Source organism: Fibrobacter sp. UWR3, assembly GCF_900143055.1.
Classification (GTDB): domain Bacteria; phylum Fibrobacterota; class Fibrobacteria; order Fibrobacterales; family Fibrobacteraceae; genus Fibrobacter.
Genome location: NZ_FRCW01000004.1, coordinates 362,058 through 380,308, shown reverse-complemented (window position 1 = coordinate 380,308; position 18,251 = coordinate 362,058). Strand labels below are relative to the sequence as shown.

The 18,251-nt window shown below is 51.1% G+C and carries 17 protein-coding genes, 1 other RNA gene and 1 pseudogene; 10 read left to right on the top strand and 9 right to left on the bottom strand.

Annotation, left to right across the window (positions count from 1 at the left end; all coding sequences use genetic code 11):
* Positions 1-225 precede the first annotated feature (225 nt).
* A pseudogene (locus BUA44_RS16125) lies at positions 226-1,790 on the top strand (hypothetical protein); the annotation flags it as partial.
* Positions 1,791-1,990: 200 nt separating this feature from the next.
* Here the strand turns inward: BUA44_RS16125 and BUA44_RS07450 are convergent.
* Complete coding sequence (locus tag BUA44_RS07450; protein WP_072810349.1) at positions 1,991-2,269, bottom strand: type II toxin-antitoxin system YafQ family toxin; 279 nt, start codon at positions 2,267-2,269, stop codon at positions 1,991-1,993.
* Positions 2,269-2,502: a hypothetical protein gene (locus tag BUA44_RS15795; RefSeq protein ID WP_218587597.1), complete on the bottom strand. Its 234-nt coding sequence runs from the start codon at positions 2,500-2,502 to the stop codon at positions 2,269-2,271. Before BUA44_RS15795 ends, BUA44_RS07450 begins: the two co-directional genes overlap by 1 nt.
* Before the next feature lie 491 nt (positions 2,503-2,993).
* Here BUA44_RS15795 and BUA44_RS07440 point away from each other — a divergent pair, with 491 nt between their 5' ends.
* The 4 genes from BUA44_RS07440 (at position 2,994) to BUA44_RS07425 (ending at position 6,316) form a co-directional block, all read left to right on the top strand.
* A complete protein-coding gene (locus BUA44_RS07440; RefSeq protein WP_143151904.1) occupies positions 2,994-3,791 on the top strand; it encodes a hypothetical protein in 798 nt (265 codons plus the stop codon).
* 434 nt (positions 3,792-4,225) lie between these two features.
* Positions 4,226-4,444, top strand: a complete 219-nt coding sequence (locus BUA44_RS15315; RefSeq protein ID WP_143151903.1) for a hypothetical protein — start codon at positions 4,226-4,228, stop codon at positions 4,442-4,444.
* Positions 4,445-4,449: 5 nt separating this feature from the next.
* Positions 4,450-5,421, top strand: coding sequence for a PD-(D/E)XK nuclease family protein (locus BUA44_RS07430; protein WP_072810341.1), 972 nt, complete (start codon positions 4,450-4,452; stop codon positions 5,419-5,421).
* 250 nt (positions 5,422-5,671) lie between these two features.
* On the top strand, positions 5,672-6,316 hold the full coding sequence (locus BUA44_RS07425; protein WP_255370483.1) for a thiamine pyrophosphate-dependent enzyme: 645 nt from the start codon (positions 5,672-5,674) through the stop codon (positions 6,314-6,316).
* Between the two features lie 141 nt (positions 6,317-6,457).
* Here BUA44_RS07425 and BUA44_RS07420 read toward each other — a convergent pair whose 3' ends face one another.
* From BUA44_RS07420 to BUA44_RS07400, 5 genes are all read right to left on the bottom strand, one after another.
* Positions 6,458-6,955: a hypothetical protein gene (locus BUA44_RS07420; protein WP_072810337.1), complete on the bottom strand. Its 498-nt coding sequence runs from the start codon at positions 6,953-6,955 to the stop codon at positions 6,458-6,460.
* 17 nt (positions 6,956-6,972) lie between these two features.
* Entirely contained in the window at positions 6,973-7,458 is a 486-nt protein-coding gene (locus tag BUA44_RS07415; RefSeq protein ID WP_072810335.1) for a hypothetical protein, read from the bottom strand.
* Positions 7,459-7,596: 138 nt separating this feature from the next.
* On the bottom strand, positions 7,597-8,103 hold the full coding sequence (locus BUA44_RS07410; RefSeq protein ID WP_072810333.1) for a PAS domain-containing protein: 507 nt from the start codon (positions 8,101-8,103) through the stop codon (positions 7,597-7,599).
* A gap of 33 nt (positions 8,104-8,136) precedes the next feature.
* Complete coding sequence (locus tag BUA44_RS07405; protein ID WP_072810331.1) at positions 8,137-8,976, bottom strand: TIGR02147 family protein; 840 nt, start codon at positions 8,974-8,976, stop codon at positions 8,137-8,139.
* Positions 8,977-9,267: 291 nt separating this feature from the next.
* A complete protein-coding gene (locus BUA44_RS07400) occupies positions 9,268-10,893 on the bottom strand; it encodes a cellulase family glycosylhydrolase (protein ID WP_255370482.1) in 1,626 nt (541 codons plus the stop codon).
* Positions 10,894-10,933: 40 nt separating this feature from the next.
* On the opposite strand from BUA44_RS07400, the gene BUA44_RS07395 reads away from it, so the two are divergent.
* A complete protein-coding gene (locus BUA44_RS07395; protein ID WP_072810328.1) occupies positions 10,934-11,326 on the top strand; it encodes a hypothetical protein in 393 nt (130 codons plus the stop codon).
* Between the two features lie 70 nt (positions 11,327-11,396).
* Positions 11,397-11,756, top strand: a transfer-messenger RNA (tmRNA) gene (gene ssrA / locus BUA44_RS07390).
* 334 nt (positions 11,757-12,090) lie between these two features.
* Here the strand turns inward: ssrA and rpmA are convergent.
* Complete coding sequence (rpmA, locus tag BUA44_RS07385; RefSeq protein WP_072810326.1) at positions 12,091-12,354, bottom strand: 50S ribosomal protein L27; 264 nt, start codon at positions 12,352-12,354, stop codon at positions 12,091-12,093.
* A 3-nt stretch (positions 12,355-12,357) separates the two neighbouring features.
* Positions 12,358-12,843 carry a 50S ribosomal protein L21 gene (rplU, locus tag BUA44_RS07380; RefSeq protein WP_072810323.1) on the bottom strand — a complete coding sequence of 162 codons (486 nt, stop codon included), beginning with the start codon at positions 12,841-12,843 and terminating at the stop codon, positions 12,358-12,360.
* 170 nt (positions 12,844-13,013) lie between these two features.
* On the opposite strand from rplU, the gene BUA44_RS07375 reads away from it, so the two are divergent.
* The 3 genes from BUA44_RS07375 (at position 13,014) to hisI (ending at position 18,185) form a co-directional block, all read left to right on the top strand.
* Complete coding sequence (locus tag BUA44_RS07375) at positions 13,014-15,845, top strand: glycoside hydrolase family 2 protein (RefSeq protein WP_072810321.1); 2,832 nt, start codon at positions 13,014-13,016, stop codon at positions 15,843-15,845.
* Between the two features lie 678 nt (positions 15,846-16,523).
* Positions 16,524-17,804: a glutamate-5-semialdehyde dehydrogenase gene (locus tag BUA44_RS07370; protein WP_072810318.1), complete on the top strand. Its 1,281-nt coding sequence runs from the start codon at positions 16,524-16,526 to the stop codon at positions 17,802-17,804.
* 30 nt (positions 17,805-17,834) lie between these two features.
* Positions 17,835-18,185, top strand: coding sequence for a phosphoribosyl-AMP cyclohydrolase (gene hisI, locus BUA44_RS07365; protein ID WP_072810315.1), 351 nt, complete (start codon positions 17,835-17,837; stop codon positions 18,183-18,185).
* Positions 18,186-18,251: the final 66 nt, after the last annotated feature.

Genomic DNA, 18,251 nt, shown 5'->3' with positions numbered 1-18,251 from the left:
GCACCTCACACATAAATATAACAAATTACCTACCCAAAGTCAACACTTGTTATTAGCATTCGCGTTAGGGATAGTGACCCCTTGGGGCGGAGACTTGCGGAGAGACCGAAGGGAACGCAGCAAGGCTCCGTTTTAACAGCGCTGCGGGCGGTTCGATAAGGCCGCCCGAAGTGCGTTAAAATATAGCCCGACCGCACATATATGTGCGGGAACGCCCAAATAGAAAATATCGGTAAGGACAAGACCGACGAAACCAAGAAGGCCATCAACATGGTGCCGCAGGAACCCATCAAGGTTCAGGAAGGCAAGTGCTGGGACTTCTTCGTCGATCTCCCGGAATTCGACCGTACCAAGGTCAACAAGAACCTGGTCAAGCAGGCCATGCTCCTCGAACCTCTGTTCGAATTCTCCGGCTCCTGCGCAGGCTGCGGCGAAACCGCTTACGTGCGTCTCGTTTCTCAGCTCCGTGAGCCGTAGGCGACTCGTCATAACGAGTCGTCGGAGGCGAGAGTGAGCGCCTACCAGAATACCTTACTAGAGTCTAGCGCGAACAGTCTCCATTGTGTGACCGCATGGTTGTCGCGAACGCTACGGGTTGCTCCTCCATTTACGGCGGTAACCTCCCGACCACTCCGTGGGCAAAGAACAAGGAAGGCCGCGGCCCCGCTTGGGCCAACAGCCTGTTCGAAGACAACGCCGAATTCGGTCTCGGTATGCGCCTCGCTATCACGAAGCATGCCAAGCAGGCTCTCAGCCTCCTCGAAGCCGTGAACGTTCCTGCCGAACTCAAGGAAAAGCTCACGACCCAGAAGCAGGACGACGAAGCCGGCATAAAAGACCGCACAAGTCAAATGCAAAAGGGAAATTCCGATAGACTTGTGCTCTCGCCTACGACGACAACTTGATAGTTGTCGCCTCCAGCTCACAAAGGCCCAGCGTGAAAACGTCGCCGCCCTGAAGGCAGCCCTCGCCGGTGCAACCGACGACGCTTCTGTAAGCCTCCGCGACGAATTCGCCGACTACCTCGTGAAGAAGTCCGTGTGGATCTTCTGTGAGCCGTAGGCGACTTGTCTTAACAAGTCGTCGGAAGCGAGAGTGAGCGCCGACCGGAGTGCCACGCAAGAATCTAGCGCGAACGGTCTTCATATTGTGACGGTTGGGCATACGACATCGGTTACGGTGGTCTCGACCACGTGATGGCAACCGGCGAAAACGTGAACATCTGCGTCCTCGATACCGAAGTGTACTCCAACACCGGTGGACAGGCTTCCAAGGCCACGAACCGTGGCGCAGTCGCCCTCTTCGCTGCCGCTGGTAAGCGCGCCGGCAAGAAGGACCTGGGCCTCATCGCCATGAGCTACAAGAACGTTTACGTGGGCCGCATCGCCCTCGGTGCAAACGACGCTCAGGCCCTGAAGGTTCTCCAGGAAGCAGAAGCACACAATGGTCCGTCTCTGATCATCTGCTACTGCCCCTGCATCAACCACGGTTTCGATCTCAACAGCCAGCTTCAGCACCAGAAGATGGCTGTGGATTCCGGTTACTGGACTCTGCTCCGCTACAACCCGGCTCTCGCCGCCGAAGGAAAGGCTCCGCTTATCCTCGACTCCAAGAAGCCGACGATCCCGGTTGCAGAATACATCTACACCGAAAACCGCTACAAGCAGCTCACCCGTAACAATCCGGAAGTGGCCAAGAAGCTCGCCGACGACCTCCAGAAGGAAGTCGATGCACGCTATGCATTCTACGATGCCATGTCCAAGGATACGGAAGGGTTGATCAGCCTGTAAGAGGTATGAGGGTCGCGACTTCGTCGCTTTGAGCGATGAGCGCGGCCCTGCGGGCCTTTGAGGATGTCATCCCCGCTGTCATTCTGGAGCCCTGAAGCGTAGCGATAGGGCGATAGAATCACGGGGATCTCCTTTCAAAAATTAAAGACGAGTGAAGATTTTCTTCGCCCGTCTTTTTTTTCATCAATTTATTGGCGGTTTTACTTTTTGAACAAGTCCGAATGCGTTCCTGTTCTTGTCAAATACAAAATCAGACTTTCTTGTGCGATTTCGTAAATCAGCAACCAGTCAGGTTCAATATGACATTCCCTGCAACCACTGAAATTGCCTGATAAGGAATGGTCGCGGTTGGACTCGGGTAGCGTTTCTCCAGCGGCAAGTTTCTTGATGACATCGGTCATCTTCTGTATGTCATAGCCACGTTTTTGAATAAGTTTAAGGTCTTTCTTAAACTGCTTGGTAGGCTTGACAGAATACATTACGCAAGCAGCTCCTGCATCATCGTATCGACATCCGTATAGGATTTGCCCTTAGACGGGTCAGCCTTCATCTCTTCCACTTCGCGAAGGGCAGCCTTGGTTTCTTCATTCAAATCGTCTTGGGAACTTTCCTTCTCAAAACGGAACAATATGAAATCGAAGAACTCATCGACTTCATCAAAACTGTCTTCAGGCAGCGTTCGCAATTTTTGTTCTAGAAGTTCCAAGGACATAAACTACCCCTTTCAAGGACTTTTCTTCTCTAAATATACTTTTTTCGTGCCGCAGATGCAAGCAACGGCTCTGTTCAATCGGTATTGCGGTACTGAAATATTTAAGAAATTACTCTTTTTTGAAGAAATTTCCGGTGGTAACGGAGCTATTTAAAGTTTTTTATGTTATTTTTAAAGAGTAAAAAGAGTTTAGCTCTTGTTCTCACCTTGAAATCTAGACAGTTTCAAAATGTACGAGGACGAGGCGAACGCTCACGCAGGTATGCCGTTTTACGGTGTATCTCAGTTTGTCGCGTCGGCTTAGAAAGCTGATTTTTGACAACAGCCCTTTTTGGGGCGTGGGTCGTTTGCGTTTATCGTACAAAGGCTAGTCTAGAGCCTCAAGGTGGTAAATGCAACGACTCACGCCTTTTTTTGTATCCATACAAATTTTGGCGATGTTCTTTGCTGAACAAGGCAAACTCCATAGGTGTAAACAATGGAGGTTTGAAATGATTGATTTCAAAAAGTATAGCAATCCAGAAATCGTAAACAACATCGCCGATGTAATGTCTGCTCCGCAGAGAGCTCCCATTCGAGTTGTAAAATGGGGGCTTGTATTTGCCGTTGTTGGTGTTGTAATTGACATTCTTATGATTTCTTTTTCTAATCAGCAATTGTATGTTACAATATTGTCTTCAATATTTCTCTTTTTCCTAATGGCGTTTTCTGGGGTGTTGCTTGGATTGTATTCTTTTTCAAGAGATTTGAATAGGTCTTTGCAGACCATACTGGAATATGCGAATACAATCATTCACTTGGTCATAAACGATGTCTGTCATTCTTTCGATTCGGTAAAATCATCTGTTGAAGGATGCAGAATAAATTTGCCAAGCGGACATGAAATCGTCAGCGGTGTCTTAGTTGATGTCGTAAATCCGGCAGCAACGAAATGTCTTGAAAATAAAATCCCCTTTGTTGGTAAAATCGTTTCCAAAGCCTATTCTATGGCGATTGACGCTCTTTTGAAAATTTCATCTATTTTCTTTGCTAAGGTGGATAAGGAAATAGATAAGGTCGTCAATGAAAATCTGAGTAAAGTCAAAGGGATTGCCGATATGCCATTGAACTTTGTAGAAGCAACTGTTGAGAAGACTTGGATGCCGAAGATTACTGACGGTGCTGATAAATATATCGGAAAGGCAAAAGGATATGTCCATAGAACCTATTTCTTGACATCCGTGCCGATAGTAGCCTTTGCTATAGCATTTATTGTCGCTGCTATTTCTTTGACGTATTTTGCTCTGTAAAGAAGTCTTTTTTGTAACGACATCTATTGTCGTAAATCGAGTTTAAATTTCAACAAACAAAACAACAACCTAAAATAGGAGATAAAAACTATGGCATATTTTTGCAAAAAATGCGGGCAACCTTTTAGTGACCTGTATGTGCTTACCCACAGCGGCTCCTGCACTAAGGGTGGCTGTCATGAGCCTTATGCTGGACATGAAACGGGACCATTCCATTGTAAAAAATGCGGGCAATCTTTTAGTGACCTGTATGTGCTTACCCATAGCGGCTCCTGCACTAAGGGTGGCTGTCATGAGCCTTATGCTGGACATGAAACGGGACCATTCCATTGTAAAAAATGCGGGCAATCTTTTAGTGACCTGTATGTGCTTACTCATAGCGGCTCCTGTAGTAAAGGTGGCGAACACGAACCATTAGACTAGGAGTAAAGACTATGCCTAAATGCGATAAATGCGGCATAGACATTCCTAAAGCAGAACGGAAAACATTTTCCATCCTGCATTTTTCGGGTATTTATTGCGATGTCTGTTATAATCTCCTAAATGGCTTGAATTGGGTGATGGGTGCATCGCTATATGGAAGCATTTGGCATTCACTTTCATTACAAGAAAAATCAGATTTCATCAAACACTACAAAGAAAAACAAGGGTGATTTTAATGAAACCAAACCTTTTCAATTATGCCACATCAGAATTAAGCCAAGATGCTTTCCTGCTTTGGCTTTTAGAATGGGCAAATCCTTCGAACTCCGAATATGATCTCGAACTATACAAGACCGCCTCGGATTTTCTTCGTAAAATAATAGATGTTGATGAAGAGTTTGATATAAAAACTGTAGTTTGCAAAAAGCAACAATATCATATCGATGTTCTTGCTATTGTGAACAATGAAATCGCAGTAGTTATAGAAGACAAAATCAATACGCAAGAGCATGGAAATCAAATCGCAAGATATCGCCAGCAATTAGAAACGGCTTTGGGCACTCAATATGACATAAAGTGCATATATCTAAAAACAGGTAACGAATGCTTGACGAAGTTGCGGGAAAATGCAGATAAAGGGAATTTCAAAATATTTATGCGACAAGATCTTCTCAAGATTCTTGATAAAAGCAATTCCGATAATACAATTTTGAAAGACTTTGTTTTGAAAATTAAGGAAGTTGAAGAATGTTCTAATCAGTATAAGTCGAAACCTTACCATGAGTGGATGCAAAATGGATTCGCATGGCAAGGATTCTATTCTTGGCTAGAAGACAATCTTGGAGATTATATTGAATGGCGCTATGTCAGCAATCCCAACGGCGGCTTTTGGGGATGTTATTGGCATTGGAAATGGTGCAAAACTTTTAATTTTACAATTTATCTACAGATAGAACAAAATAGAATTTGTTTTAAAGCAGATAATAAACCAAACATAGATTGTATAAAAAAATGTCAAGAAAAAATCTTTTCTATTGCATTAGAAAAAAACTTAAAAATAGAGAAATCTCGATTCCATAGAGGGAACTATGTCACAATATGTTTTGTAGACACCTCATATTTATTCGACAAAGGCTTTTTTGAAGAAAAAGAAATACTCGCAAAAATAAGCAACTTGACGAAAATAATCGATTCCATTGCGGATTAATTTGACAAAAGTAATCTTGATATTTTCCCGGCATCTGCGTTAGGGATAGTGACCCCTTGGGGACAAGACTCGCGTAGCGAGGCTTGGTTCTGGGAGGTGAGCGGCAAGCGTTAGCGCAGCCGATTGCCCCCAGAATATAGCCCGACCCGCACGGGCTGTGCAGGGAACGCCCAAAAGACTGCGGTTACGGTGGTCTCGACCACGCTGTGAGCCGTAGGCGACTCGTCATAACGAGTCGTCGGAGGCGAGAGTGAGCGCCGACCGGAGTGTCTTACTAGAGTCTAGTGCGAACGGTCATCATAGGGCCACCGGTGAAAACGTGAACATCTGCGTCCTCGATACCGAAGTGTACTCCAACACCGGTGGACAGGCTTCCAAGGCCACGAACCGTGGCGCAGTCGCCCTCTTCGCTGCCGCTGGTAAGCGCGCAGGCAAGAAGGACCTCGGCCTTATCGCCATGAGCTACAAGAACGTTTACGTGGGCCGTATCGCCCTCGGTGCAAACGACGCTCAGGCCCTGAAGGTTCTCCAGGAAGCGGAAGCTCACAATGGTCCGTCTCTGATCATCTGCTACTGCCCCTGCATCAACCACGGTTTCGATCTCAACAGCCAGCTTCAGCACCAGAAGATGGCCGTGGATTCCGGTTACTGGACTCTGCTCCGCTACAACCCGGCTCTCGCCGCCGAAGGCAAGGCTCCGCTTATCCTCGACTCCAAGAAGCCGACGATCCCGGTCGCAGAATACATCTACACCGAAAACCGCTTCAAGCAGCTCACCCGTAGCAATCCGGAAGTGGCCAAGAAGCTCGCCGACGACCTCCAGAAGGAAGTCGATGCCCGCTACGCATTCTACGACGCCATGTCTAAGGATACTGAAGGGTTGATCAGCCTGTAATGGATGTCATCCCCGCGAAGGCGGGCGGACAGCACTTAGCACTTTAGTGCTTAGTGCGCATGGCCACCAAGGTGGGGATCTCCCTTTACGAAAAAAGGCCCCCGTTCGAAAGAACGGGGCCTTTTTTTGTATTACCCAAAATTACTCTTGCATTCTTTTTACGGAATTGACAATGTCATCGCATGTTTGAGAATCTAGATAATCAAGGAAACAGATAAATTCAAACATGATGGGGAAATTATGTACCACAGGTTCATCGCGAACAACAACTTTTTCAAGACGATTCGACTGTAGCACAACTATTCTTTCCTTATAGGTTTTGCCTTCCCAATACATATTCGTATCAATTTTATTATTGACACTAAACTCTTCGGTTGAGTAAATAGCACGTTCATTTAAGGCGTAAACCGAATTCAAGCCACTACGGATTGTCATTACGGTTTCTCCCTTTTTATTATTCAGAAAAAGAGAACGCCCCTTATCCCAATGGTCTGCAGAATCAACGCTATAAGACTGGGGAATTTCTATTTCTAGGAAGGAAGTCCTGAACGTCTTTGTTTGTTCTTTCCCTTGCACAGACTCTGTTTTTGAGCACGAAAGCAAACAAATAAGGGAAAGAAGAACAAGAATTTCCTTCATTTTACCAACCTCACTATTTATTCACAAGCATCTTTTAGCGAGAAAATTATCTTGCGGCAAATTCCCTCGTCAACGGAATCCGGATAATAATGAAATTCCGCATACCGAGTTGTAACAATCTTAAAATCTCTTGAGTAATTTCTTGCGGCCAAGACCATTATTTTCTTTTTGCCATGTTCATCTAGTGTATCCAATTCCCCTACCAACTTGTAATCAGATGACAGGAATTCCTTATCCGAAAAAAGATGCGAATGCGGGGTTCGATAGTCATTCTTAAAATAAAGGATTGCCTTGCCGCGAGTATCCTTAATCCAGGCAAAACGAGACAACCTATTTTCATACATTTCAACATGCAGATTATTGGGAATCCACAATTTTTCATATTTGTCCTGAAAGACATACCCTTTCTTTACGTCACAAGATGCGATACCAAGCAACGCGAGTCCCAAAGGGAAAATGGCTACGGCCAAGGCCCCAACAATTTGAAACATTTTAGCCTTCATACACCCCAAATCATAGAAATTTTCTAGTCGGGGCATACAAATTCAGAAAAAACGACATAAAAAAGTCCGGAAGTGCTCGCGGCACCTCCGGACTTTGCATTGTTCTATGAAAAATTCGGCGCTAGACTAACAGTATGCTTATACCTGGGCGGTAATGTTAAAGGCCTCGGGATAGGCCTTCGCGGCACATGCATCGCAGAGCACGCGCATGCGGGTCTCGGCAAGCGTGTTCACGCGCACCTGGTCGCCGCAGTGGGCACAGCGGGTAATGAACACCACGGAGCGGTTCTCGGCAACAGGTGCAGCCGCCTGCGCAATCTCGGGTTCGCCGAGCCTGCAGATGGTATTGCGGAAGGTAATCTTGCCTTCGGCATCCTGCACGATTTCGCGGGTAAGGCAGCACTTGAAACTGCGCCCCTTGCGGTTACGCATGCGGAACACGAACTTGTTCTGCGAAAGGTCGCTGCAGTTGCTGAACAGTTCCCAGTCCCTGGGGTAACGGTAGCAGTCGGTAATGTAATGCCAGGTCACCTCGGATTCGTTGAACCCGAACATGCGGCAGAACCGCTTGTTACCCGACAAGATACGGCCGCTCTGATTGACTTCAAAGCAAGCGATGTCAAGAGAATTTTCGTTTTCGGTCATATTGCGCCTCCCTTGATATAGTTAGCGTAAGTACTAAACATTGTCCCCTCCCTTCTTCAAGTCCTTCGTAAGCGGGAAGAGTTGCACATTCAAGCGGTAAATGCGGTTCTCGTTCGTATCCTGCATGGCAATCGCAGTAATGCGGCGGCGGAAATCCGCAATTTCCTTTGTAATGCGCTGGTACGCTTCTTCGGAAACACCGAAGGTCATACCCGAAACGTTACGTTCGTCCACCGGCACCTCGTCGAGCGAGCGGATAGCAAGTTCGCCCATCTGGCGGTGCATCTCGCGGACGGAAAGGCTTGTGAACTCGAGATTACCGGTCGTAATCGCCTTGGACGCCTGCTCGTACTTGCCATCGGCAGTCTTGTTCAGGAGCCCGACCTTCTGGAGCAGCTGCAGGGCCTTCTTGACTTCTGCCGCTTGCGCACCGAAGGTGAGCTTGTCCGCCATCTGCGCGGGTGTCGAGTCCGAGACATACGGAGCCATTTCACGAAGCACCGGGTTCACCCAGGATTCGTAGTAGTCGTACTGGTCCTCGCCCACGAGCGTAATCTCGTTTTCCTTTGTGATGGCACGGAGTTCCTTGAAAATTTCGCGTTTCTTTGCGGCGTCCTTCTCTTGGTTGAAACGTACCAGGGTGCGGAAATACTGGAGGTCCACACCCACGAGACCCATGGCCTCAGCGACGCGTTCCATCCCTGCGTCGCTGAGGTTTGCGGTCCCATCACACACCAACTTCAAGAATACCGGCGAGGAATACCCGGCCTCCCTGGCGAACTCTCGCCAGATAAACCCGGACCGCACTTTGCGTTCCGTATAGAAGTCGCGTATAAAAACGCGAAAATTCTGGTATTCCGTCACGGGTTTCATACAACAAAGAATATAATCATTTTTAGAACGGAATGCAACCATTTTATGATACAAGAGTGCCTAAATTTGTTTAAAATCACACTTTAAACAGCCTTTTTTGACATTTTGTCCAATTTTTTATGATACAAGCGTGTTAAAAAACGTAGACATTCCACACTATGTAAAAATGAAAATGGAATATCGCGTGATTTTTCTCGTTCAAAAACGCACAAACGGCGGACCCAAGTCCGCCGTCATGATACATATATAGAGTCGTTTAAATAGTTGCTTAAAAACCGCGCGACCGGTCGCCTATCCTGCGACGTCCTTCACGACCATGATGCCGCTCTTCTCGATTTTCGGGTAACTGCGCATGCCCTCGCCGCCGCGCCCGCGGTCAAGGATCTCTTCGAGTTCGCCCTTCGCGTTGTAGAGGTGCAGTTCCCACGGACCATTCGGGGCATTGAAGTAGCCGGAGTTCTTCTGCACGTTGCGCTGGAAGGTACGGTTCAGGCGGTCCGCGATACTGCGGGCCTGCACCAGGCTGATATCGGCAAGCGACCACGATATGGGAACGCCGCCCATGTCGAAAATCAGGAGCGCCTCGGGGTCGGTTTCCTCCTTCATGGTGAACTTCCAGCTGAAGTTCTGCCAGCTGGTACTCAGGTCGAGGATACGCCCGTTCGCATACGGAGTGTACTGTTCGGCATCGCGCTTGATGTTCACGTTGAGCGTGCGCGGCTTGTCGGCCTTCGCGCGCATGCTGAAGATGTAGGTGACGCCGTTGCGGAGGGTCAAGTGCTGCTTGAACTGCAGGCCCCAGGTTTCCTTGCCCGCCTGCTTGATATTGAAATGGAGCACGCCGTCCTTGGCGGTCACTTCCGCCTTGCCGCCCCAGAAGTCGGTCGTCCAGCCATCGAGCGCGTTTTCCGCAGAAAAGTCGCCATTCTCGATGATGTTCGCGCCGCCACCGAGCGACCCGGTGGTAAAGTCCTTGTTCTGGATGAATGTCGGGATAACGCTCGTGTTCTGGATACCCAGCGGGCTATCCACCGCAACTTCCTTGCCCCAGCCCACCAGCGTGTTGTACGAGCCATGCTCCGTCATGTCCATCTCGGGACTGTCGGAGTTGCCCGGGCCCCAACTCCAGCAGAGCCACCCGATGTTCAGGCGCTCGCATTCGCCCATGATGTGCCTGTACGGGATTTCGCGTGCACCCGCGACCGCCATCGGGGCAAACTCGCCCACCACCAGCGGGAGCTTGATTTCCACCGACTTCTCGAGGCAGGCGGTAACGCGTTCCTGCACGGTCGCAAACCCGGTCGTCTTCGCGTCGTGGCGTTCGCTCGGCCACCACATGTGGATGGAGAACAGCAGGTTGTGCTCGGGGTCGGCATGCAGAAGGCGCGGGCCCACCGCAAGGATGTTCTTTTCACTCTGGCCCCAGTTGTCGGCATCGATCATGATGGGCACGCGGATTCCCACCGCGCGCATCTTGGTCACAATCATGTTGTACATGCCGAAGAACTCGTCCGGGGCAATCTCCTGCGCGCCCGGCTCGTTGCCCACGTTCAGGATAAGGTATTCCTGGTGGTTCGTAATCATCTGGAGCGTCTCTTCGCGCAGCCAGAAGTCAAGCACCTCGGGCAGGCGCTCCCAGTTGCCCGTCGTGTCGTGCATTTCCACAATCGGGATCATGCCGTTCGAGATGCTCTGCGCCACGATGGAATCAAGGTCGCTCACGCGCCCGCGCATGTTCCACACGATGCGCACGCAGTTCGCGCCGGTCTTCGCGATCTCGGGAATGGTCTTGCCTTCGCGGTCAGTCCAAATGAACATGTGGTTTATGCCACGCAGAATGACCTTCTCGTTGTCCTTGCTGTAAAGGAAGCGGTCCTGAACAAAAAAACCGGGCTTCGCGCTTGTAAAATTCATCATAATCTCCGAAATCTTGTTTTTCAAGTACAAATATATATAAATGGGTCGCAAGAGAGAACGGCTAATTTGGGGCAAAAAAGGCGGGCGCCGCGCAAAAGTGTATAAAGTGCAAGTTGAGCAAGGAAAACACGGGTTTCGAGCGGAGAACCATGAAAAAAAGCCAGTAAACAGGCGAAAAGCGCAAAATTGGGTACCAAAAGGGCCTTTTTGGGGGTGTTTGGTACCCATTTTGTTAACTTGTTCAAAGCTTTTTGGGTGCCGCGCCCGCAACAGTGGGGATAAAAAAGCCTTTTTCGAGGGAATTAATCCCCAAAATCAGCAGAAAAGCGAGTTTGGCCCGGCTTTTTGCGTTAGTTTGTACGTAAAATTGGGTACCAAAATGCGATTTTTCAGGCATTTAGTCCCCATTTTTGCAACTTTCGGGCTTTTTTGAAGGCAAAAAAGGCAGAAACTTGACAAACCTTCCCTTTGGGGCGATAAATTTATATATTTGGGAAAACACCGGGGGTGATCTGGTTTCGACAGGGTTACCGAAGTGTTAGTTGCAAGCCGAGGTCTCAGACGAGGGCACTCGTAAAAAAGTCTGAAAAAAAATAAGTGCTGACGAAAACTACGCACTCGCTGCCTAATTAGCGGCAACGCCGGGCCTCATTCCGCTCCCATCGGGATGAACGTCCGGACGAAATATGGGATAGGATTCTCGCATGCCTGGGGCTAGAGTCCGAGATTCACTAGGCTGGCTGAAATCTGCGCCGACCTTCTTGGGCGTGGACAAGGCGAGACCTTAAATACGAAGGGAAAGCTTGTAGGAATGGACATGGACGTGATTTTGGACAGGGGTTCGACTCCCCTCACCTCCAGAAAATAAAAAGAGGCTCGCATGAGCCTCTTTTTTTTCTGGAGGTGAGTTTTACGAGACCGTTCGTTCGTCGGTTCGGGAGTCAAGACCTCCGGTTTCTCACTCACTCCCACCTAAAGGTGGCCATGTCCACATAAGCGCTGAAGCGCTAAGTGGTCAAAGGTCTCTACAAAGGCTCGTTAATACGAGCCTTTTCCGTTCACATGTGACCGCTCGCGCTAAGTCCCGACATTAAATTGCTCCGGTTTGCGCTCATTCGTTGTTTCGGGCAGAAACCGCATATATACAGAAAACCGGGCGCTTGCGCGTCCGGCCTTCAAATTCGGTTTTAGCGAACCTTAGTTGGCTTCTTCCGGATAGACGGAAACCTTCTGGCGGTTGGCATCGATGTGTTCGAACTTCACCTTGCCGTCAACGAGGGAGAACAGGGTGAAATCCTTGCCCATACCGACGTTCACGCCCTTGTGGAAGTGAGAACCGCGCTGACGCACGATGATGTTACCGGCCTTGACTGTTTCGCCCGCGAACTTCTTCACGCCGAGGTACTTGGCGTTACTGTCGCGACCGTTACGTACGGAACCTTGACCTTTCTTGTGTGCCATGGATTAAGCCTCCTTAGCCTTGCGAAGGGAGTTCTTCTTGACCTTAGCAGGCTTCTGAATACCCTGGGCAATCTTTTCCTTGCGAGTAAGGGGCTTGTTCTGCTCCTTCTGCTTGGCAAGGGCAGCCACGCGAGCGCGGTTGCGGGTAATAACTTTGGGATCTACGACTGCGGATTCGGCGCCGGAGCGGAGTTCCGTGACGAGCACCTCGGTATAGCCCTGACGATGACCGTTACGGCGTTCGTAACGGGTGCGACGCTTCTTCTTGAACACGATGACGGTGTCGTACTTGCCGTGGGCAAGAACTTCAACCTTCACGGAGGCGTCGTTCAGGACAGGGGTGCCGACTTGCACTTCTTTTCCTGCGAAAAGAAGGACGGACTTGAGCTCCAGTTCAGAACCAACAGCGGCGTCAAGAGTGGGGACCTTGTAGGCCTTGCCCAGCTCGACTTTATACTGGAAACCACCTGTTTCAACAATAGAATACATTTTGTAATCCTTTTTTGGTTGCTATTGGGACTCCAAATGTAGTAAAATTTGTGGAATTGTAAAGGGATTTCGGAATTTTTCGACAAATTCGGGCGATTTTCCGATAATAAAATGCACCATTTCCACCATATTTTCTAAATTTTCCACGAAAATTTCATAAAGGACCCTACATGAATAATATTTTGAGTCTCGATGGCGATTGGCAGATGAAATGGGATACCGAAGATTCCGGCATATCCAACCGCTGGTACGCCACCTACCCCGAAGATACGGAAACGGTGACGGTTCCCCACATTTGGGAAAGGACGTTTGAAAAACTGCTTTTGTCCCAGGACTGCGCGTTCTACTTCAAACGTTTCACCATCGAAGACGAAAAGCAGGTCGCCAAGCGCATTTTCTTGCGCTTTGAACGTGTGGCTACACATGCGACCATCTGGCTCAACGGCAAGCTTCTCGGCACGCATTTCGGCGCATACACGCCGTTTGTTCTCGAGACCCAGAAGGCCATCAAGATTGGCGAAGAGAACGTGCTCTGCATCCGCGTGGCAAACATGGGGGCCGCCAACAGCCGCATCGACTTTGGCCGCGACAGCAGCGATGACGCGGACGACCGCTACGTACACCCGAGCGAAGTGCCCGTTGGCCTCCCCTGGACGCAGTACCCGTTCGGCGGCATCTTTGGGCATGTGGACCTGGTGCTCGGCAGCAGCGCCTTCATTTCGGACCTGCACGTGGAACCGGATGCCGACTCCGAGTGCGTGAACCTCGAAATTGCTTTCAACAACCCGCGCGGCTACAGCCCGCGCCTGCGCATCCTCATGCGTAACCCGAGCGGCGACGTTTGCGAGTGGTTCAAGGACTGCCCCAAGCTCGACAAAGAAAACGCCACGTTCCGCATCGGCCTCAACATCAAGGACTGGAACCGCTCCAAGTTCGTCTGGAGCCCCGAAAAGCCCAACATGTTCGCGGTCGAAGTGCAGATGGAACTCAAGAGCGGCAAGGGCAAGGCCCCGGAATACGCCTTCCCCATCATGCGCACGTTCGGTTTCCGCAAGTTCGACTGCCTCAAGGGCGACTTCTACCTGAACGATGCCATCGTCAAGCTGCAGGGCGTATGCTACAACCAGCAGTGGAGCGAAGGTGGCCTCTGGACCACGAACAACCCGGCCCTCAGGAAGGACCTCCTCGCCGTGAAGGCGGCAGGCTTCAACGCCATCCGCAGCTGCGGCGCACCGCTCAGCACCGAAGCTCTCGACATCTGTGACGAGATCGGCCTCCTGGTGTTCCAGGAATTCCCCATCCACACCATGAGGTCTACCCCCGCCGGCCTGGAATACGCGAAGAACCTCATCAACGACATTGTCAAGGAACAGCACAACCACCCCTGCATTGCCGCCTGGGTGATGGGTTCCGAAAACGGCACGTTCATGCTCCAGAACGGCAACAAGCTGCTCAACGCGATTAGCCCGGTCGACATGACCCGCGCCGCAATAAGCAACCTCGACAGCATCTACCTCGATAACGAAGGCAACTTCCACGCCGACACGGGCAAGCTCCTGCCGGTATCTGTCGACCGTATTTCGCAGTTCGCGTCGCTCGCGGTGCGCCCGAAGATGAACCCGGGTGCAGCCTACACGCACTACCTCGCCCACTGCTTCAACAAGGACGAGGAAGAACTCGCGGTACCCGATTCCGGGCTCGGCGACAGCCAGTTCCAGGATAGCGAGGATAGCGACGCCGCCCGCATCGACAACAAGATGCTGGTAACCATCAAGAACCACACGTTGCTCCCGAATTCGGCGACGAACATCAAGGGCCCCCGCTCGGTCAAGAACCAGAAGGCAATCAAGAACGCGTTCAAGGCCATCGACAGCTTCGTGGCAGGTCCGCTTTCCGTATGGAAGGACCTTTCGGAATTCATCGCATGCGCGAACGCCATCGCTACCAAGAGCAAGCTCGACCAGATTACCGCATTCCAGAGCAACCCGCAGATTTCGGGTTTCTTCCTAGAACAGTGGGCGGATTTCAGCACGGACTTCTGCGGCCTTTGCGACGAAAACCGCAAGAGCAAGGGTTTCGACGCGTTCTGCAAGGAAATCAACGCCCGCAGCCGCGCCCTCGTAAGCGAACTGGAACACGTGGTCGCACCGCAGAGCGAAGTCAGCTTCCAGGTGACGCTCCTGAACAACGACCGTCACGAGAACGTCTCTGTCGAAGTGAGCCTGATCGATTCTAACGGCAAGGTGCTCTCCACGCAGACAATGACTCCCGACGAACCGGCCGGCAAGACAAGCCTTACCCAGCTCGGCAACTGCACGCTCAACTCCCCGCGTGCCACGGGCAAGTACAAGATTCGCATTGTGCTGAAGGACGGGAACCAGGAAGTCCATGCCTCCGAAGAGGACCTTATCGTCATCGAGCCGGCAGACGTGAAGAGCGCCATGGAAAAGGTCTGCTTCCTCGACAACAGCGAAGAATCCAGCGACGCGCTCGCCGCACTTTCCGGCCCCGAGAAGATTATCTTCACGGCAAACCTCTGCTCCTGGCCCGATGAAATCATCGACAAGATTGTGGAAGTGACCAAGAACGGCGGGAAGACGCTCCTGCTTTCGGACATGTCGCAGGAAGACATCGACTTCGTGAACCAGAGCCACACCCTTGACTGCACGCTCGAGGCCCACTGGAGCACGGGTGCAAACGGCGCAAGCCTGCACTACCTGCCGGCGGATTCCGCGCTCCTGCCCGTATTCGGCGGTGCAAGCGTGCTCGACCACAATGCGGCTGCGGTGATGCCGGGACTTTCCCTGAACGAACTGCCCGACGCAACGGTCTACGCGCGCTCCGTAAGCCTGAAGGATGGCGAGGTGAAGACCGGCGTCGACCTGCAGATGATTCCGTTCGGCGCAGGCAAGATCGTGTTTAACCAGTTCAGCGTGTTCGAAGGTCTCGAAACCAACGCGCTCGCTGACGCGCTGTTCACGGCCATCGTGAAGTTGCTCTAAGTTTTGCATTTTAACACTAAAGCCTCGCCTCGCGGCGGGGCTTTTCACGTTTTTTTACGGCGGGCTTTTCGCGCGGTTTCTTGATGCGAGGAGTCGCCACGCAAAACATTAAAATAGGGCATTTTGCACGGTTTATAGCGCGGGCGTTTTGCGTTTTTTATGAGGGCATTTGAGCGTTTTGACAGACCAAATCGCGAAAAAGAGCGCATTTGGTCTGCCGAATTTCGAACAAATTCACAAGAAAGAGCCACAAAAAGGCGATTTAAGGTTCATTTTGCCCCCTAAGCGCCCTCCAAAACGACGTTTTCGTTCATTTTAGCACAAACAAACTAACAAAAAGCAGACCAAACACCCTCTGAACAAGCATTTAGTCTGCCTTTTTGAAAAAAAAGCCCAAAACGACGAACGAACGGTCGCACCGCGAGCGGTCGCGCCGTGAGCCGGAGGCGACTCGTCTTAACGAGTCGTCATAGGCGAAAGCGAACGCATACCGGAGTAATTTAACCCAAACGTAGCGTGAGCGGTCGCAAAAAGACTCGGCGTGGAGAGAACACGCCGAGCCTGAACACCCAAGTCCGATATCCTGCGACTATAAGACCTTGTCGCGGATAAAAACAAACCTGTAATATTAAAATATACTCCGGTGCGATAAAAATCAAGTTTCTATATTGTAAAATCATGAAAAACACGTCTATTTCATATTCCAACTTGGAAGAATACTCCGACATCCTGGCCCAGAACGCCAAGAAGGCAAGCAAGAATCTCCGCACCCTCTCGGGTGAAAAACGCAGCGCCGTGCTGAACCTGGTGGCAAAGTTGCTCCGGGAACACAAGCCGGAAATCATGGCCGCGAACAAACTTGACCTGGAGGCCGCCGCCGGAAAGCTCGACGACGCCAAGATGGACCGCTTGACCCTGAACGACGCCCGCATCGAGGCGATGGCCAAGGGCGCCGAAGAAATCGCCGCGTTTACCGACCCGCTGAACCGCGTGCTCGAAAGCCGCGAACTGAAGAACGGTATCAAGATTAGCCGCGTAGCAGTACCTATCGGCGCCGTGTTCTTTATTTTTGAAAGCCGCCCGAACGTGACCATCGACGGCGCATGCCTCTGCTTCAAGGCGGGCAACGCAGTGATTTTGCGCGGCGGCAAGGAATCGCTGAATTCCGCCAAGTGCCTCGCCGGGATTTTCCACAAGGCCCTCGCCGAAAACGGCATTGACGAAGACGCCGTGCAGCTCGTGACCGAAACGAGCCACGACCTGGTGGGCATGCTGTTGCAGCGTAGCGACTGCATCGACCTGGTAATCCCCCGCGGTGGCGAACGCCTAATCCGCGCCGTGGTGGAACAGAGCAAGATTCCCGTCATCAAGCACTTCAACGGCATCTGCCACGTGTATGTGGACAAGTCCGCCGACATGGACAAGGCCGTAAACATCTTGATTAACGCGAAGACACAGCGCACCGGCGTGTGCAACGCCATGGAATGCGTGATTATCGACCGCCACATTGATGCAGCCAACGTGAAAAAGTTGCTCGACTGCCTCGCCGACCGTGGCGTGGAACTCTTCGGCAACAAGGATGCCCAGAGCCACGACAGCCGTATCAAGGACATCGGCGATGACAGCAATTACCACCACGAATACCTGGCCCTCAAGGCAAGCGTCAAGTTCGTCGATAACGTCGCCGAAGCCTGTGACCATATTGAAAAGAACAGCAGCCGCCACACCGAAGCCGTGGTGGCAGAAGACGCAAGCGTGCAGGACTACTTTGTCGCGAACGTCGATAGCAGCAGCGTAATGGTGAACGCAAGCACGCGCTTTGCAGACGGAGGCGAATACGGGCTCGGAGCCGAAGTGGGCATTTCTACCGACAAACTGCATGCCCGCGGCCCGATGGGCGTGGAAAGCCTTTGCACCTACAAGTGGGTCTTGCGCGGCAACGGCCAGGTGCGCGGTTAATACAGAGTTAGGAATTCGGATTTCGGAATTATGAAGTTTGAAGATTTGATTAAAGAAGTAAAATTCGAAGTGGTCGTGGACGGGGTTGCACTTGCGCCGGCAATCGTTCAGGACGCCGACAAGGGCGACGTGCTGATGATGGCATGGATGAACGAGGAAGCTCTCCGCCGCACCCACGAATGTGGCGAGATGGTTTTCTGGAGCCGTAGCCGCAAGGAATACTGGCACAAGGGCGACACCAGCGGCAACGTGATGACGGTGGTGGAATGGGCCGCCGACTGCGACTCTGACGCACTGTTGTTCAAGGTCCGCATGCAGGGCCCGCAAGTCGCTTGCCACACGGGCGCCCGCAGCTGCTTCTTCAAGACGTGCGAAAAGTAAGACAATCAGGTGAAATGTAAGCGGCGTTGCCGCAATGTGTAACGTGTAGTGTGCGATGTGTGATGG

Coding starts and splice junctions, on each gene's coding strand:
- BUA44_RS07450 (WP_072810349.1), bottom strand. CDS start 2,269: ATGTATTCTGTCAAGCCTACCAAGCAGTTTAAGAAAGACCTTAAACTT.
- BUA44_RS15795 (WP_218587597.1), bottom strand. CDS start 2,502: ATGTCCTTGGAACTTCTAGAACAAAAATTGCGAACGCTGCCTGAAGAC.
- BUA44_RS07440 (WP_143151904.1), top strand. CDS start 2,994: ATGATTGATTTCAAAAAGTATAGCAATCCAGAAATCGTAAACAACATC.
- BUA44_RS15315 (WP_143151903.1), top strand. CDS start 4,226: ATGCCTAAATGCGATAAATGCGGCATAGACATTCCTAAAGCAGAACGG.
- BUA44_RS07430 (WP_072810341.1), top strand. CDS start 4,450: ATGAAACCAAACCTTTTCAATTATGCCACATCAGAATTAAGCCAAGAT.
- BUA44_RS07420 (WP_072810337.1), bottom strand. CDS start 6,955: ATGAAGGAAATTCTTGTTCTTCTTTCCCTTATTTGTTTGCTTTCGTGC.
- BUA44_RS07415 (WP_072810335.1), bottom strand. CDS start 7,458: ATGAAGGCTAAAATGTTTCAAATTGTTGGGGCCTTGGCCGTAGCCATT.
- BUA44_RS07410 (WP_072810333.1), bottom strand. CDS start 8,103: ATGACCGAAAACGAAAATTCTCTTGACATCGCTTGCTTTGAAGTCAAT.
- BUA44_RS07405 (WP_072810331.1), bottom strand. CDS start 8,976: ATGAAACCCGTGACGGAATACCAGAATTTTCGCGTTTTTATACGCGAC.
- BUA44_RS07400 (WP_255370482.1), bottom strand. CDS start 10,893: ATGATGAATTTTACAAGCGCGAAGCCCGGTTTTTTTGTTCAGGACCGC.
- BUA44_RS07395 (WP_072810328.1), top strand. CDS start 10,934: ATGGGTCGCAAGAGAGAACGGCTAATTTGGGGCAAAAAAGGCGGGCGC.
- rpmA (WP_072810326.1), bottom strand. CDS start 12,354: ATGGCACACAAGAAAGGTCAAGGTTCCGTACGTAACGGTCGCGACAGT.
- rplU (WP_072810323.1), bottom strand. CDS start 12,843: ATGTATTCTATTGTTGAAACAGGTGGTTTCCAGTATAAAGTCGAGCTG.
- BUA44_RS07375 (WP_072810321.1), top strand. CDS start 13,014: ATGAATAATATTTTGAGTCTCGATGGCGATTGGCAGATGAAATGGGAT.
- BUA44_RS07370 (WP_072810318.1), top strand. CDS start 16,524: ATGAAAAACACGTCTATTTCATATTCCAACTTGGAAGAATACTCCGAC.
- hisI (WP_072810315.1), top strand. CDS start 17,835: ATGAAGTTTGAAGATTTGATTAAAGAAGTAAAATTCGAAGTGGTCGTG.